The sequence below is a fragment of the Streptomyces sp. NPDC031497 genome (genome assembly GCF_055580905.1).
Genome location: NZ_JBVIKO010000014.1, coordinates 212431 through 228063, shown reverse-complemented (window position 1 = coordinate 228063; position 15633 = coordinate 212431). Strand labels below are relative to the sequence as shown.

The following is a 15633-nucleotide window of genomic DNA, read 5'->3' as shown; positions in this document are numbered from 1 at the left end:
ATGACGGCCGTGAAAAATACGAGATATCACTTCCCTTGCTTCCCGGAAGGCCGATCCATGGCTCCTGAAATGGCCCGCGCCGTCCACCGGTGCCGTGTGGAGTGGCCGGACACCGATGCCTCCGGGCACTACCACAACTCGGCGGTGGTGCGATTCGTGGAGGCGGCCGAGGCGGCGCTGGTGCGCGAGCGTGGCGTCGTCGGCTATTTCGGTGCCGCGCCCCGCGTGCGCTACGAGGTCGACTTCGCCTCCCCCCTCTGGTTCCAGCAGGAGGTGACGACGGTCCTCGACGTGGAACGCGTCGGCGCGTCCTCCCTGACGTTCCGGTTCGAGGTGTGGGGCGAGGAGTTCGACGGCCGGCCGCGTCGGCTCGCCGCGTCCGGCCGCTACACGGTCGTCCACGTCCCGCGGGGGGAGGAAAGGGTGAGCGCGCCCTGGCCCGCCGAGTGGATCGCCGCCCTCACCGCGGCCCCGGCGGACGCGGACCCGGGCGGGTCCGGGCAGGCGTAGCCGCCGCGGCGGGCCGCCGAGCGAGGAAGCGCACGGCGCGGCGGGCCGGCCGCCGGAGCCGGGCCGCCGCGCCGTGCGGACGGTGCTACGCCGCGAGAGCGTGACCGGGATGCAGGACGACCTTGGTGTAGCCCTCGATCCGCTGGTCGAACTTCTCGTACGCGCGCGGTGCGTCCTCCAGGGGCAGTTCGTGGGAGACCACGAAGCTGGGCTTGGCCCGCCCCGCGATGATCAGGTCGCGCAGCTGCCGGTTGTACTGCTTGACGTTGCACTGGCCGGTGCCCATCCGCTGGCCCTTCTCGAACATCCTTCCGATGGAGACCAGCAGCTGGCCGTGCTTGGCGTGCTCGTCGGGTCCGCCCGGGTCGGACGGGACGTACAGGCCCGGTATGCCGAGCATGCCGGTCGGCCGTACCGTCTCGACGAGGGTGTTGAGGACGACGGCGGGTTCCTCGTGGCTGGCGTCGGGCGACTGGGCCTGGTAGCCGACGGCGTCGACGCCCTTGTCGGTGCCCTCACCTCCGGTCTGTTCCTTGATCTGCTCCGCCGGGTCGCCCTTGGAGAAGTCGATCGGTATCGCCCCGATCTGCTCGGCCTTGGCGAGCCGCTCGGGCACCCGGTCGACCGAGAACACCTTGGCGGCGCCGCGCAGCAGCGCGGAGTAGGCGGCCATCAGCCCCACCGGTCCGGCTCCGAAGACGGCGACGCTCTCGCCGGGGGTCACCTGGGCCAGCTCACAGCCGTGGTAGCCGGTCGGGAAGATGTCGGCGAGCAGCACGAAATCGGTCTCGAACTCCTCGCCCGGCGGCAGCTTCAGGCAGTTGAAGTCGGCGAACGGCACCCGTAGCAGCTCTGCCTGCCCGCCCTCGTAGGGGCCCATGGCCACATAGCCGTAGGCTCCGCCGGCGAAGCCCGGATTGACCGTGAGGCAGAAGCCGGTCTTGCCGGCCAGGCAGTTCTTGCAGAACCCGCAGGCGACGTTGAACGGCATGACCACGCGGTCGCCCTTGGACAACGAGGTCACGCCGGTGCCGATCTCCTCGACTATGCCGAGGTTCTCGTGCCCGAAGACGATGCCCGACTCGGCGGCCGTACGGCCCTCGTACATGTGTAGGTCGGATCCGCAGATGGCGGTCGACGTGACACGTACCAGCACGTCGTTCGGGTGCTGGATGCGCGGATCGTCGACGTCCCTGACCGCGACGCTGAAGGGCTTCTCATACACAACGGCTTTCACCTGGTTCACCTCCGCGTGGAACGCCGGGACACGACGACGGACCGCACAGACCGAGGCTCTGGCCAGGAGAAACATGTCGAGACAGAGCCCCCGGTCCATGCCGCAACCCTAGGCGCTCGTGTTTCACCATCGGATACTTCCAGAAAACGCCGGTCCCGCAGGCGCTGCAACCCCCGGGGCGGATCACCGGCCCGGACCGCCGCTCCCTGACCGCGCGCCGCGCCGCCGCAGCGGCTCCGCCGCCTGGGTCGCCGGGGCCGCGCCGCGGCCACGGCGGCGGGGCTGTAGGCGGCGTTGCGGTCCGGCGAGCCGGAAGTGGCCCTGCGCGACGGTGTCGCGCCGGCGCCCCGGCTGGCTCTCGCCGGTCCGCCGGCCGCCGGGCCTGCCGCACCGGATCCCGAGGGGACCGTGCTCGTCACCGGAGGTACCGACGCGCTGGGGCGAGCCTGGCCCGGCATCTGGTCTCCGAGCACGGGGTCCGGCATCTGCTGCTGGTCAACCGCAGTGGAAAGGTGCCGGACCGGGCGGGCGAACCGGCCGCTGCCGCACGACGGCGTGCACGTCCCCGGCGACCACTACTCGGTACTCCGCCAGGACGCCGAGGCACGGCCTCGGCGATCCGCGCGTGGCTGCCCCGCTGACCGCGCGGAACCGGCTCGGGGTCACGGGATACGGCTTGGCCCGGCTTCCGGTGTCTAGGGTGTGAGCCATGGACGCCAGTACAACGCCCCCTGCTCCGGCCGCCGTTGACCCCGCGGAGCTGCTCGCCGACCCGTACGCCGTGCATGCCCGGCTCCGGGAGGCCGGACCCGTGCACCGGGTCGCCGGCACCGACGGGCTGCCGGCCTGGCTGGTGACGCGGTACGAGGACGTGCGGCAGGCCCTCGCCGACCCCCGGTTCTCGCTCGACAAGGCCCACGCGAAACCCGGCGGCTACCGGGGGCTCGCCCTGCCGCCCGCGCTCGACGCCAACCTGCTGAACATGGACCCGCCGGACCACACCCGTGTCCGGCGCCTGGTGTCCCAGGCGTTCACCCCGCGTCGGATCGCCCTCCTCCGTGAACCCGTCCGGCGGACCGCCGACGCGCTGCTCGACGCCGTCGAACCGCTCGGCCGTACCGACCTGATCGCCGGCTACGCCGCACCGTTGCCCATCACCGTGATCTGCGAGCTGCTGGGCGTGGCCGAGGAGGACCGGCCGGACTTCCGGGGCTGGACCGACGCACTCGTCGTCCCCGACCCCGCGCGGCCCGAGCGGGCGAAGGAGGCGGTGAAGGCACTGCTCGCCTTCTTCGCCAGGCTGCTCGCCGGCAAGCGCGCCGAGCCCGCCGACGACCTGCTCTCCGCGATGATCGCCGTACGGGACGAGGAGGACCGGCTCAGCGAGGACGAGTTGATGTCCCTGACCTTCCTCATCCTGTTCGCCGGGTACGAGAACACCGTCCACCTCATCGGCAACGCCACCCTCGCCCTGCTCCTCAACCCCTCCCAAATGGCCGCGCTGCGCGCCGATCCCGCCCGGATCGGCCCGGCCGTCGAGGAACTGGCCCGCTACGACGGACCCGCCCCGCTCGCCATCCGCCGCTTCCCCACCGAGGACGTCACCATCGGCGGGGTCACGGTCCCGGCGGGCGAGACCGTGCTGCTGTCCCTGGCGGCGGCCCACCGCGACCCGCGCCGCTTCCCCGAACCCGACCGGCTCGACATCGGCCGCGACGCCACCGGGCACCTGGCACTCGGCCACGGCATCCACTACTGCCTCGGCGCGCCGCTCGCCCGCCTGGAGACCGAGATCGCCCTGGCCGCGCTGCTGGAACGCCTCCCCGGCCTCGAACTCGACGTCCCCGTCGGCGAGTTGCGCTGGCGGCCCTCGATGCGCACCCGCGGCCTGCTCGGCCTACCCGTGCGGTACTGAGCGGTTCCGGCGGGAGAAGGGGCGCACCTCCGGGAAGCGGTCCGGCAGGGCTTCGCCGGTGCGGCCGCGCAGCCGGCGGTCGAAGAAGGCGGCGAGGCAGGCCCGTTGGGCGGTGATCGCGCGCCCCGGGGCGATGGTGCCGATGTTCTCGACGACCGTCCTGCGGGACAGGCCGAGCTGTCGGGCGATCCCCGGGATCATCGCCTCCGCGTCGGTGTACGTGCCGTGTTCGGCGCCGCGCAGGGTCAGGCCCTCGCCGCGGCCCCGGCTGTGCCGCCACAGGGCGTTCCAGGAGGGCACCGTGCTCAGGTCGTTGCCGTCCTTGCCGACCAGCAGGAACGGGCGGTCGAGGCCCTCGGCGGCGACGGAGGAGAGGTAGCCGGAGTCGCTGTCCTCCTGGACGTACGCGAGGACGCCGTCGAAGTCGGCCGCCGCCGCGATACGCCGGTCGTCGTGCATCGTCTGCAACGCGGTGAAGCCGCCGGCCGAGTGGCCGAACATGCCGATGCGGTCCCAGTCCGGCAGGCCGCGCAGTTCCCCGGGCAGCGCACCGGGCAGGGCGTCGAGGAGGAAGCGGGTGTCGGCCACCCGTACGGCCATCGTCTTCTTGAGCAGCGCCCTGATGCGCCCCGGGTCCGGGTAGGCCTTGTCGAACTCGGCGGGCAGCACCGTGCGTTCGACCCGGCCGCCGGGGAACTGGACGGCCGAGGCGTCGTAGGTGTGGTCCAGCGTCACCACGACATAGCCACGGGAGGCGAGGTCGTCGCAGAGGGTGGTGCCGAGGGAACGCGGGTCACCGGCGCCGGGCGAGTAGCAGACGACCGGGTACGGGCCCCGGTCCCGGTCGGCCGGGGCGCCCTCGTACGCGTGGGTGCGGGTGGCCGCCCAGTCGACCTTGTCGCCGGGCACATGGGCGAGGTTGTTGACGGCGGCGAAGCCGGCGGCCTCCCCCGGCAGCATCTGTGGTGCCCTCGGGTGTCCGCCGCCGGCACGCGCCGGGTAGCGGATGCCGATCATCAGCTCCCGGTACGGCCGGCTCGTGACCCAGGGGTCGGCACGTGAGGTGTCGACGAGGCGCAGGGAGACCGTCCCCACCGGGTGCGGTCCGCTCGGCGCGGGCAGTTTCAGCCGTACCGGCACGGCCTTGTGTGGCGTCGCCGCCGACGCCGTGCGGGTGTTGACGGCGGACAGGGTGGCGGCGGCGACGGCGTTCAGGACTGCGGCGCGGCGAGTGAGCACGGCAGGGTCTCCTTGACGGCGGCTGTTCGGCGACTCCTCTCAGCTTTGGGGATCTCACCGGCCGCGACCATCCGGCATGCCGGTCACCGCACCGGGGGGCTGGCCGTACCCCGGGCCGGGGGCGTACAGCCGGTCCGGCGCCGGGACGGCGGTGTCAGGAAGCGGTGAGGCGCAGGTAGTCGAGGTTGAAGCCGCCGGTCTCGCAGTGGACGGTGACCGTCTGTTCCCCGGCCCGGAGGGTGACGGGCACATGCACCGACTGGTAGCTCGCCCAGCCGCCGGTGGACGGCACGGACGCCGTCGCCAGGGTCGTGCCGCTGTCGTCGCGGAGGGACACCGCGTTCGCCGCGGTGGCGGCCGTGCCGTTGGCGACGCGCAGTTCGAGATCGTACGAGCCGGTCGTCGGCACCTCGACGCGGTACGTCAGCCAGTTGCCGGCGGCGGTCCAGCCCACGTTCTTGCCGCCGCTGGCGGCCGGGTTGCTCTCGATGAAGTTGCTGCCGTCGGCCGGCCAGCCGTGCTGGTCCGTGTAGCCCTCGGCCTCGATCTTCTCGCCCACGGGTGTCGCGTGGGGGCGTACGGTCAGGTGGAGGGTCACCTGGTCGTGGGCCCGGCCGTCGGTGGCGTAGAAGGTCAGGTCCCGCTCGCCGGTGGCCGTGGGACGGATGGTGACCAGGCCGGTCGTGGGGTCGAGGGTGACGCCGTCGGGCAGTTCGGTGGCGTAGTAGGAGAGCCGGTCGCCGTCCCGGTCGGTGGCCTTCAGCTGCACCTGGGTGGTGCCGTACTGGTCGGCGACGACGTCCGCGGCCGGGGCGAGGACCGGGGCGTGGTTGCGGGAGCCCGTGGCGGCCTTGCCCTGCCAACGGTAGGTGGCGAAGGAGCCCGCCGGTACGGTCACGACGAACGTCTGGCCGCCGACGGTGATCCGGACCCTGCGGTCGGATCCGGCGCCGTTGCCGAGGACGGCCACGTAGCCGCCGTCGCGGGTCCGGTAGACCACGTTGCTGACGCCGTCCTGCGCGGCGCTGGACTCCAGGCGTACGTCACCGGGTGACAGGTACTTCGCGAACTGGCCCAGCTGGTACAGCTCGTCGCGGACCGTGAAGGCCTTGGTGGCGGTGTTCACCGTGACCAGCCGGTCGGGCCACTTGGTGGTCGCCGCGACCTGGTCCCAGTCGATGTTGTTGTCCCGCGACGGCGTCCAGTGCAGGGTGCCGCCGTCCTGGTCGGTGGTCTGGGCCCACAGGATGTAGGAACCGGCGTCGAGGCGGAAGTCGCCGAGGACGGTCGAGGGTGACAGGTCGCTGGTCTCCGTGAGCTGGACCGGCTTCCCCGTCTGCTCGTAGGCGTCGCGCATGACGGTCGGGTCACCCCAGTAGGGGTGGAAGGCGATGGCGTCCGCCGCCTTGCGGACCTGGGCGCCGGTCACCGAACCGTCCGGGGCGTCCTCGAAGATGCGGTAGTAGTTCTTCGTCGCGGTGCTGTTGGGGTCGTGCCAGTCCCAGAAGTTGAAGTCGTGTACATACAGCTGGGTGGTCCCCAGGTGGGCGGCACGGAGTTCCCGCTTGATCGCCAGGGCCAGCTTCTGCTGCTGGGCGACGCTGATGTCCATGGCCGGGTAGACGACGTCCATTCCCGGCTCGTTCAGCAGGGTCAGCGCGTCCACGCGGATGCCCTGCCGGGCGTACGCCTGGACGTACTTGACGTAGTACCGGGCGAACACCTCGATGCAGTCGTCCCGCAACTTGCCGACCTGGTAGTAGTCCGTGCTGCTCCCGGGCTTGAGGGCGACCTCGCCGAGGAACCGGTTGTTCGTCTTCATCCAGGCGGGTGCGCTCCACGCCGACGCGAAGAACGTGGCGTGGGGGTTGTAGCGCTGGATGAGCTTGATGGTGTCGATGATGTGCAGGTCGAGGTCCCGCCGGATGGAGAAGTGCTTCAGGCCGAAGTCCTCGGTGACTCCGGCGGGCAGGTCGTCCTCCGACCAGAACGGGAGGTGCTCGATGAGATCGGGGCTGCCGATCGTCAGCCGGAACCGGTCGAGTCCCGCACCGTGCTCGGGGTCGACAAGGAGCCGGATGGCTTTGGCACGTTCACCGGGGGTGAGCTTCCACAGGTTGGAGACGCTCGTCTCGTCCAGGGAGAAACCGATGCCGGTGTACCGCTGCCGGAGGGCGCTGGGGTCGGCGACCACGGTGGCGTCGACGGGGCCACCGGTGTCCGTGCCCGTCCTGACGATCGGCAGGGGCCGCCAGGCCTGCGCGCCGCCGGTGGAGTAGGTGCCGGTCACGACCTGGCCGTGCCCGCTCGCGGCCCGGTCGGCCTGCGCGGTCGGGCCCGCACCGATGAGTGGCAGTGTCATCGCGGCTACGGCCGCGATCGTGGTGAGCGTACGTCTCACAACTGCTCCTGGGCTTGGTGGATCGGGGGTTGTGCCGTGCCGAACCAAGGCGCGTGACAGCTGCGTCACCAACGGCACACAGGGAACGCCGACTTGAGATCCAAGCAATGTCCCCGATGTTAAGTCAAGGCGTGAAGAAAGGGTTTCGAGATGGGTGGTGCCGGCGCCCGGCCGGTGCGGCGGGTACGGCCGGGCGATGTGGCCGGGCGCCGGCGGTCCGTCAGGTCAGGGCCGGTGAGGTGCCGGCGCGGAGCAGATGCCGGGCGAAGAAGCGGACCGCGCTGTCGGCCTCGAACCTGGGCAGTTCCTTGTGGCTGCCCGTGTTGGCGTGCAACGTCTTCTCCTTGGAGGCGAAGGCGTCGAACAGCGCGAGTCCGGCCTCACGCGGGATGTGCTCGTCGTCCCACTGGAGCGCGAACTCGATCGGGACGGTGATCCGCCGGGCCGCGTCGGCCAGGGCATCGGGCCAGTGGAGCCCGAAGACCGCGGCGGTGATCCTGGCGTCGGCCGCCGTCAGCGGCACCCCGATCGCGGTGCCCATGTTCAGGCCGTAGTAGCCGACCGGTCCCCCGGCGCCGATCTCCGGAAGCGCCTGGAGCGCGTCGAGGATCGCCCGCCATTCCGGTACGGCGCGTTCTGCCAGGTGGGCGTTGTAGCGGACGACGACGGGACCTTCCGGTTCGCCCGCCGCCCGCGCCCGGTACAACTCGGCGATCTCCCGCTCGTCGTACGCGGTACGCGGCCGGTCGCCGTGACCGGGAGCGTCGACACAGGCGACGTGGAAGCCGCAGCCGGCCACGAGGAGACGGGCCCGGCCCGTCATCGCCGGCCATCTCTTGTGGGTGCCGCCGCCGTGGCCCATCAGCACGAGGGGCGCACGATCGGGACCGGACTCGGCTCCGGCCCTGGAGCCGGACTCGGGTGACCAGAGCACGCCGGGGATCCCGCCCAGGGTGAAGTCGCGTTCGACGACACCGTCCGACGTGGTCTCCGCGGTGAAACGTAGGGACTGCATGGGTTGTTGCCTTTCGGGACGGCCTTCTCGTACAGGCGCTCCCGGCGACACCTACGTCAGTCGCCCGACCGTGACGGGGAGAGGGAGCACCCACTCTGCTACAGCGTTCATGGGTCTCACCTCCTCGCACGACATCACGGCCCCACGGACGTTACGCACCGGAGCCCGACCCGTCCAACGCATTTGCGGCCCGCACGACGACCTCCACGCGCGTATCGATTCGTCCAAGCTCCCCGGATCTCTGTCCATGGACGGGGCCGCCGTCGGCGGCGAGGGTCGGTTCATGGGCGAAATCCGGGTCGTCGGGGTCGGCGACAGGCCCGCGCTGCCCGACGGGCGCGGGACGGAACCGCGGCGGATGCCGATCGGGTTGGTCGCACTGGCCCTTGGCGGTTTCGGCATCGGGCTGACCGAGTTCCTGATCGCCGGTCTGCTGCCACAGGTGGCGTCGGGTTTCTCGGTGTCCGAGGCGACCGCGGGCTGGCTGATCTCCGGGTACGCGCTGAGCGTCGCCGTCGGCGCGATCGCCCTCACCGCGGCGACGATGCGGCTGCCGCGCAAGCACGTCCTGGTCGGGCTGATGGCCTTGTTCGTCGTCGGAAACCTGTTGTCCGCGATCGCGCCCGCCTATTCCGTGCTGCTGCTCGGGCGGATCGTCGCCGCCCTGTGCCACGGTTCGTTCTTCGGTATCGGCTCGCTCGTCGCGCGTGGCCTGGTCGCACCGGAACGGAAGTCCCGTGCCGTGGCGGTCATGTTCGCCGGGCTGACGCTCGCGAACGTGCTCGGTGTGCCGTTCGGCGCGCTGGTGGGCGAGCGCTGGGGATGGCGGGCGGCCTTCTGGGCGGTCACCGCGATCGGCGTACTGGCGCTGGCCGGCATCATCGCTCTCGTACCCGGCCGGGCGGGGGCGGCGGCCGGCGGCCGGGCGTCGACCGGCCTGCGGGACCAGTTCCGGGCGTTCCGCTCCTGGCAGGTGTGGCTGACGCTGACCGCCACCGCGCTCGGCTACGGCGGGATGTTCGGTGCGTTCAGCTATATCGCGTACACCTTCACCGAGGTCAGCGGGTTCTCCGCGGCGGCTGTCGCCTGGTTGCTGATGCTGTACGGCGCCGGACTGGTCGCAGGGAACCTGATCGGCGGGCGAGCGGCGGACCGGGACCGCGACCGTGCCCTGGTGCTGGCGCTGCTGGGACTGACCGTCACGCTGGCCGTGTTCGGTCTGCTGGCCGGCAGTGCCGTGGCATCGGTGATGCTGGTGTTCCTGATGGGGGTGGCCGGGTTCGCCGCCGTCCCCGGCATGATCACTCGGGTGACCGACGCGGCGCACGGAGCGGCACTGGCCGCGAGCGCCAACGTCTCGGCGTCCAACGTCGGCAACGCCCTGGGCGCCTGGCTCGGCGGCCTGGCCATCACCGCGGGCCTCGGCTACCGGGCACCGCTCTACACCGGCTCCGCGCTCACTCTGACCTCCGTGATCGTCATGCTGGTAGCCGCACGCCGGGCAACGTGATGCCGGGCGGCCCGGTCGCCGAAGGGGAACTGTCAGGCGCCCAGGCGGTTGATGTCCTTGCTGTACAGCACCCGGTTCTCGGTCACGCCCGGGCGGGTCAGCGCCAGCATGGCGTGGGCGAGGTGTTCGGTGGTCGTCGTGTGGGCGGGCACCAGGCGGTGCAGCAGCGGGTAGAGCCAGGAGGTGAGGGAGTACGTGACGCGGTAGACGCGGGTCCGGGAGACCGCTCCGTGGCGGGGCTGGATATAGCCGGGGCGGAACATGTACGCGTTCATCGGCATGGCCAGCAGGGCGTTCTCGGTGCGTCCCTTCACCCGTGCCCACATGGTGCGGCCCTGTTCCGTGCTGTCGGTGCCCTCACCGGAGACGTAGGTGAAGGTCGGTCCGGGACTGGCGGCGACCAGCGCGCGGGCGGCGGCGAGGGTGAAGTCGTAGGTGACGCGGGTGTATTCGGTCTCGCTCATCCCGGTGGAGGAGACACCGAGGCAGTAGAAGCAGGCGTCCAGGCCGGTCAGCCGGTCACTGATGGCGGACAGGTCGGTGAAGTCGTCGTGGAGGACTTCCGTCAGCTTGGGGTGGGTGACGCCGAGCGGGCGGCGGACCACCACCAGGACGCTGTCGACCGTGGGGTCGAGGAGGCAGGCGCGCAGGACGCCTTGTCCGACCATGCCGGACGCGCCGAAGACGACGACGTTCACAAAGGGCTCCATCACTGGGAGGCGGGGTCCGGCACGGGACCGGACCTCCACCAGGCGGGTGCACAGGCCACGGCCGAGGCGACCAGCTCGTCCTTGGTGACGGACGGGTCGTCGAGCCAGGCCTTGACGGCCCCGGCGAAACCGTGGGCCATGAACTGCGCGATCGTCTGACGGCCGGCACCGGGGAGACCATGCTGCTCGGTGCGGGCCGGGAATGCCAGGGCGTACTCGCCGAAGTGCCGTACGAATGCCTCGTACACACCGCTGTCCGCCGGATCGGCGAGGGAGTTCCGGTAGACGCCGTCGAACCGTTCGGCGTGGTCGGCGATGTCGGCCGCGGCCAGCCGGAACAACTCGGGAGCGGAGTGTCCGCCCGCGGCACGCAGCTTGTCGTCGCTGCGCCGGCCGCGCTCCAGGTCGTCGGACAGCACCTGGACGAGCGGTTCCAGCGGGGTGCTGTAGCGGTTGCGGAAGGTCGCCCGGGTGACACCGGCCCGGTCCGCGAGCTCGGCGACGGTGATCTGAGAGACGGGACGCTCCGAGGCCGGCTCCACGACGGCCTGCTCGAAGGCGCGGACCGTTCGGGTCACGCGCGGATCGATCCGGTCGTTCAGAGCACTGCCCTCCTGTCCACACCTCTGTACACAGCCGTTGCGTGGCCAGAATTACGATGCTTTTATACATCTGTCAAACAGACAGGTGCAAGAAAGCCCGAGGAGCTCCGCATGGCCGCCCACACCTCCGTCTCACCTCAGGAGGCCGCCGACCGGCTGGCCATCCGTGAGCTGATCGACGCCTACGCCCACTGCGCGGACCGGCGCGACGCCAAGGGCCAGATGAGCCTGTTCACCGAGGACACCCGTTTCCTGGTGTTCATGGACGCCACGGCGGCGGAGCCGACGCAGGAGCTGCACGGCCGCGACTCCCTGGCCCCCGTGTTCGACAACCTCAACTCGTATCGGACGACGACGCACTTCAACGGCCAGAGCACCGTCTCCCTCGACGGGGACCGCGCGACCGGCGAGAGCTACTGCCTGGCCCACCATCTCTCGGTCGGGGACGACGGCGGGCGCACGCTGATGATCGCGTCCATCCGCTATCTCGACGAGTTCACCAGGCAGGACGGCGAATGGCTGTTCGCCGAGCGCCGTCTGATGGTCGACTGGACGGAGACGCGCCCCTCGACACCGTGACACCGGCGGGCATTGCGGCGAAGGGCGTGCGCGGCGGGACCGGGTACTCGGCGGCCACGGGAGAGCGAGCCGGACATCGGCGGCATCCCGGTGACGAGCCCCGACGAGGCGGGGGCCGTCACGTCTCACCACTGCCCCCCGCTGCGGAAGGCACCGCCGAAGCCGGCTACCAGCGGGGCCGGGTCTGGTTCTCGCCGGACCTGGTGGGGGCGTTGCCGAGCTGGTACGGGGTGAGTCGTTCACCGTCGCTCCCGGCCCGCGGCACCTCGTTCGGCTCGCGCATCTCGCGCTCCTCGCGCACCGGCCCGGTGCGCGGCGGCGTGGGGTGTTCCGAGCGGCGGGGCGGCACGGACTCCCGCCGTCGTACCCCGATGCCGAGCCGGACGGCCCCCACCAGCGCGGCCACGACCAGTACACCGCAGACGACGATCACGATCATCCCCGCCGCCGGTCCGGCGGCGGCCAGTTGCTCATGAGTCATGTACATCGTCGCCGGGTACCCACAGCGGCACGGCGAATGCCCGCGAGACAAGGCACGGCGCACCGGACACGGCATTCGCCGCGTCGCCGGTAGCGCCGCCCGGGGGTCGAGAAGGCTCCGTCCGTCCCGCGTGGCGGCTTCTTCTCGGCCGGCGCCGGGGTGCCCGGAGGGTGTCTGCGTTCAGCTTCGCCCGCCCTCCTCGCCGGGCCACTCACGGCTGGGCGTCCGCGCGAACCGGAGCGGCCGCGGCCGGGCGACGGCAACCCGGCACCGCGGGTGCCCTACCTCGGTCGCCAGGACGGCGCCGACGTCCCGGCCCCGCATCAGCCGGGCGACGGAGGCCGTCGGCGCCGGTGGCCCGACGGTCACAGCGGGTCGGTCCAGCGTGCGTCCGAGCGGGTCAGGGCGAAAGCGTCCAGCGTGCTGCCCGCGAGGAGCACGGTGGCGAGCAGCAGCGGCAGGGCGGGGGTGCCGTCGCGGACGGCGAAGGCGCCGATCAGGGCGCCGGCGAACATCGCCAGCACCGAGAGGGCACGCCGGCCGGTCTTGCCTCCACCGCCTCCGGCGGCCCTGCTGTCGGAGGCCATGCCGGTGATGGTCAGGGTCAGGACGGTCGTGGTGAGGTCCGGTACGGCGAGCGCGCGGGCGGTCGCGTTCTGGACGCCCATGGCGAGGCCGAGAAGCGCGATCAGCTCGTACCGGGTCCCGGCGGTGTCCAGGGGGGCGCCGTACCGGGCGACGCCGTAGGCCGCCAGGAACAGGACCGTCTCCAGGACGAGCGCCAGGCGCAGGACGCGGCCGCGGTGCGCGCGGGCCCGGTGCGCGATCCGGCCGCCCAGCAGGGCGCCCACGCCGAAGGCGGCCAGCGCGGCCAGCGAGGCGGCCAGGGAGAACCCCGCGGCGCCCGCGATCGCGAAGCCGGAGAAGACCACGTTGCCGGTCATGTTGGCGACGAAGACATGGCCGAGCACCAGGTAGCTGAAGGCGTCCACGAGGCCGGTCACCACGGTGAGGGCGAGCATCAGCGGGGGCAGGGGGCCATGGCGGTCCGCCGGGTCGGGCAGCACGGTCGCCCGTGCGTCACGGAGTACGGGCCGGACGGCATCCTTGATCAACATGGCGGTCCCTTCGGGACTGGAACGAAACCGCACCTCGCGCGGTGGGTCCCCTCCAGCCTCCGGCCACCCCGGTCGCACTGTCCAACATATGGATCCGGATCCAGCGATCGGTCATGCCGATCGATCGCCGCCGTGGTCTTCGAGGACCTCGAGAAACGCCTCGGCGGCCGGAGCCAGCCGGGTGCCGTCGTACGCCACGCAGATGTGGTGCACGGCCTCGTCGTCCGTCAGACGCAGCATCCGCGCACCCAGGGGCAGTTCGTCGGCGGCGTCGAGGCCCAGCACGGAGCCGGGTCCGACGACGGTGGAGCGGGGTACGACGGTGACGCCCACCCCGCGGGCGGCCAGCCGGATCATGTCGTGGATCTGGCCCACCTCGAAGTGCCGGCCCGCCTCCGCTCCCGCGCGGGCGAAGGCCGCCTCGACCTGGTGGCGCAAGCCACTGCCCCGCGTGAACTGGATCAGCGGGTGGCTGTCCGGCAGCTCGGCCAGATCGATGGCCTCCCGGTCCGCGAGAGCGTGCTCGCGCGGTACGACGGCGACCAGCGGGGCGCTGCCCAGCGTCCGGTGGTCCAGCCCCTCCGGCACCTGCCGGGCGGCGAGTCCGACCACCCCGACATCGAGGGTGCCGGCGAGGACCGCGGCGGCCATCTTGGAGCTGGGATCGTTGGAGACGCGCAGGTCGACGCCGGGATAGCGGGCGCGGTAGTCGGCCAGTACCTCCACCATGTCGAAGGGCACTGCCATCGTCTGCACCAGGCCCAGCCGGAGCCGTCCGCGGCGCAGACCCGCGAGCGCGTCGAGAGCGGCCTGGGCGTTGTCGACGTCGGCGAGGATGCGCCGGGCCCGCGGCTCCAGCAGCTCACCGGCGGCGGTCAGCCGTACCGAGCGGCTGGTGCGGCTGAACAGCGGGGCGCCGACGTCCTTCTCCAGCCGGGCGATCTGCTGGCTCAGCGCCGACTGCGCCACATAACAACGCGCGGCGGCCTGGGTGAAGTTGTGGGTCTCGGCGACCGCCAGGAAGTACCTCAGATGCCGCAGTTCCATGGACATCAATCTCCCTCGCCGATCGATCGAGGTCAATTCATGTGCCACGCCGATGCCGGGCGGCGCCCGCACGGCACATCCACGGCTCGGCTCCCGCACGGCATGGCAAGGTCGTCGGCGTTCGGCGGATGATCTCCGGGTCTGGTTCTGACAGGCTCACGGCGTTCCGAGGTCACGCACGCCTTCGACGCCATCGCCACCGTGCGGGACACAGCGCCCTGAGCGCGCCCGGCGGCGGTACCGGACACGGTGGCCGAAGATCATTGCGCGTACGCTCGTGCACATGGTTCAGCATCGATTGATCGACGTGAACGGAATCCGGCTGCACATCGCCGAGGAGGGTTCCGGCCCGCTGGTCGTGCTGCTGCACGGCTTCCCCGAATCATGGCACTCGTGGCAGCACCAGTTCGGCCCGCTGGCCGCGGCCGGCTTCCATGTGGTCGCCCCCGACCAGCGGGGCTACGGAGGCAGCGACCACCCCGAGGACGTCGACGCGTACAGCATCTTCCACCTGGTCGGCGATGTCGTCGGGCTGATCCGGGAGTTGGGCGAGGAGAAGGCGTTCGTCGTCGGGCACGACTGGGGCGCGCCGGTGGCCTGGCACACCGCGCTGTTCCGGCCGGATCTGGTGCGCGGGGTGGCCGGGCTGAGCGTGCCGCCGCCGTTCCGGGGGACGAGGCCGCCGCTGCAGGCCATGGACGAGATGTTCGGTGGCCGCTTCTACTGGAACTACTTCAACCGGCCGGGTGTCGCCGACGCCGAGTTCGGCCGCGACCCGCGCACCACGCTGCGGAAGTTCTTCTCCATGGCCGCCGGTGACGGCGCCCGCGAGGTCCGGCAGCCGCTGGTCGACCCCGAGCGCGGCTGGCTCGCCGACATGCGCGATCCCGAGGTACTGCCGGCCTGGTTCACCGAGGAGGACCTGGACGCCCTCACCGAGAGCTTCTCGCAGGGTTTCACCGGTGCCCTCAACTGGTACCGCAACCTCGATCGCAACTGGGAACTGACCGCTCCCTGGCAGGGTGCCCGCGTCACTCCGCCCGCGCTGTACGTCTACGGCGACCGCGACGTGGTCCCGGCGTTCCCCGGTACGCCCGAACTCATCGAGCGGCTTCCCGCCCTGATGCCCAACCTGGTGCGCGATCCCGTCAAGCTGGCGGGCTGCGGCCACTGGACGCAGCAGGAGCGGCCGGACGAGGTGAACGCGGCGCTCGTCGACTTCCTCAAGTCCCTTTCCTGACCGCTCCTCCGCGGTCGGGCTCCGCGGTC

Annotated in this window: 14 protein-coding genes and 1 pseudogene; 6 read left to right on the top strand and 9 right to left on the bottom strand. The window is 71.6% G+C overall.

Annotation, left to right across the window (positions count from 1 at the left end; genetic code table 11):
- Positions 1–57: 57 nt before the first annotated feature.
- Complete coding sequence (locus ACZ5K7_RS27700; RefSeq protein WP_351696346.1) at positions 58–510, top strand: acyl-CoA thioesterase; 453 nt, start codon at positions 58–60, stop codon at positions 508–510.
- A gap of 85 nt (positions 511–595) precedes the next feature.
- Here the strand turns inward: ACZ5K7_RS27700 and ACZ5K7_RS27695 are convergent, their stop codons facing one another.
- The gene (locus ACZ5K7_RS27695; RefSeq protein WP_351696348.1) at positions 596–1747 is read right to left on the bottom strand and encodes a glutathione-independent formaldehyde dehydrogenase; all 1152 of its coding nucleotides are present in this window, start codon (positions 1745–1747) and stop codon (positions 596–598) included.
- A 291-nt stretch (positions 1748–2038) separates the two neighbouring features.
- On the opposite strand from ACZ5K7_RS27695, the pseudogene ACZ5K7_RS27690 reads away from it, so the two are divergent.
- Both ACZ5K7_RS27690 and ACZ5K7_RS27685 read left to right on the top strand, forming a co-directional pair.
- A pseudogene (locus ACZ5K7_RS27690) lies at positions 2039–2280 on the top strand (KR domain-containing protein); the annotation flags it as partial.
- 176 nt (positions 2281–2456) lie between these two features.
- Positions 2457–3662, top strand: coding sequence for a cytochrome P450 family protein (locus tag ACZ5K7_RS27685; RefSeq protein WP_468917271.1), 1206 nt, complete (start codon positions 2457–2459; stop codon positions 3660–3662).
- On the opposite strand, the gene ACZ5K7_RS27680 is transcribed toward ACZ5K7_RS27685, so the two are convergent.
- From ACZ5K7_RS27680 to ACZ5K7_RS27670, 3 genes are all read right to left on the bottom strand, one after another.
- Positions 3645–4901 (bottom strand): alpha/beta hydrolase family protein, encoded by a 1257-nt coding sequence (locus ACZ5K7_RS27680; RefSeq protein WP_468917270.1) that lies wholly within the window; start codon positions 4899–4901, stop codon positions 3645–3647. The two genes, ACZ5K7_RS27685 and ACZ5K7_RS27680, sit on opposite strands and share 18 nt — an antisense overlap.
- Before the next feature lie 154 nt (positions 4902–5055).
- Entirely contained in the window at positions 5056–7302 is a 2247-nt protein-coding gene (locus ACZ5K7_RS27675; protein WP_468917269.1) for a carbohydrate-binding protein, read from the bottom strand.
- Positions 7303–7522: 220 nt separating this feature from the next.
- The gene (locus ACZ5K7_RS27670) at positions 7523–8317 is read right to left on the bottom strand and encodes an alpha/beta fold hydrolase (protein WP_468917268.1); all 795 of its coding nucleotides are present in this window, start codon (positions 8315–8317) and stop codon (positions 7523–7525) included.
- Positions 8318–8675: 358 nt separating this feature from the next.
- Between ACZ5K7_RS27670 and ACZ5K7_RS27665 the strand changes: the two genes are divergently transcribed.
- Complete coding sequence (locus ACZ5K7_RS27665; protein WP_468917348.1) at positions 8676–9827, top strand: MFS transporter; 1152 nt, start codon at positions 8676–8678, stop codon at positions 9825–9827.
- Between the two features lie 32 nt (positions 9828–9859).
- On the opposite strand, the gene ACZ5K7_RS27660 is transcribed toward ACZ5K7_RS27665, so the two are convergent.
- Both ACZ5K7_RS27660 and ACZ5K7_RS27655 read right to left on the bottom strand, forming a co-directional pair.
- Positions 9860–10525 (bottom strand): Rossmann-fold NAD(P)-binding domain-containing protein, encoded by a 666-nt coding sequence (locus tag ACZ5K7_RS27660; RefSeq protein WP_468917267.1) that lies wholly within the window; start codon positions 10523–10525, stop codon positions 9860–9862.
- An 11-nt stretch (positions 10526–10536) separates the two neighbouring features.
- On the bottom strand, positions 10537–11115 hold the full coding sequence (locus ACZ5K7_RS27655) for a TetR/AcrR family transcriptional regulator (RefSeq protein WP_468917266.1): 579 nt from the start codon (positions 11113–11115) through the stop codon (positions 10537–10539).
- Positions 11116–11250: 135 nt separating this feature from the next.
- On the opposite strand from ACZ5K7_RS27655, the gene ACZ5K7_RS27650 reads away from it, so the two are divergent.
- On the top strand, positions 11251–11718 hold the full coding sequence (locus ACZ5K7_RS27650; protein WP_351696362.1) for a nuclear transport factor 2 family protein: 468 nt from the start codon (positions 11251–11253) through the stop codon (positions 11716–11718).
- A 166-nt stretch (positions 11719–11884) separates the two neighbouring features.
- On the opposite strand, the gene ACZ5K7_RS27645 is transcribed toward ACZ5K7_RS27650, so the two are convergent.
- The 3 genes from ACZ5K7_RS27645 to ACZ5K7_RS27635 all read right to left on the bottom strand — a co-directional run bounded on the left by ACZ5K7_RS27645 (position 11885) and on the right by ACZ5K7_RS27635 (position 14370).
- A complete protein-coding gene (locus tag ACZ5K7_RS27645; RefSeq protein ID WP_468917265.1) occupies positions 11885–12199 on the bottom strand; it encodes a DUF6479 family protein in 315 nt (104 codons plus the stop codon).
- A 365-nt stretch (positions 12200–12564) separates the two neighbouring features.
- Positions 12565–13317, bottom strand: a complete 753-nt coding sequence (locus ACZ5K7_RS27640; RefSeq protein ID WP_468917263.1) for a YoaK family protein — start codon at positions 13315–13317, stop codon at positions 12565–12567.
- 111 nt (positions 13318–13428) lie between these two features.
- Positions 13429–14370: a LysR family transcriptional regulator gene (locus ACZ5K7_RS27635; RefSeq protein WP_468917262.1), complete on the bottom strand. Its 942-nt coding sequence runs from the start codon at positions 14368–14370 to the stop codon at positions 13429–13431.
- Positions 14371–14647: 277 nt separating this feature from the next.
- Between ACZ5K7_RS27635 and ACZ5K7_RS27630 the strand changes: the two genes are divergently transcribed.
- Positions 14648–15604: an alpha/beta fold hydrolase gene (locus tag ACZ5K7_RS27630; RefSeq protein ID WP_351696370.1), complete on the top strand. Its 957-nt coding sequence runs from the start codon at positions 14648–14650 to the stop codon at positions 15602–15604.
- Positions 15605–15633 lie beyond the last annotated feature (29 nt).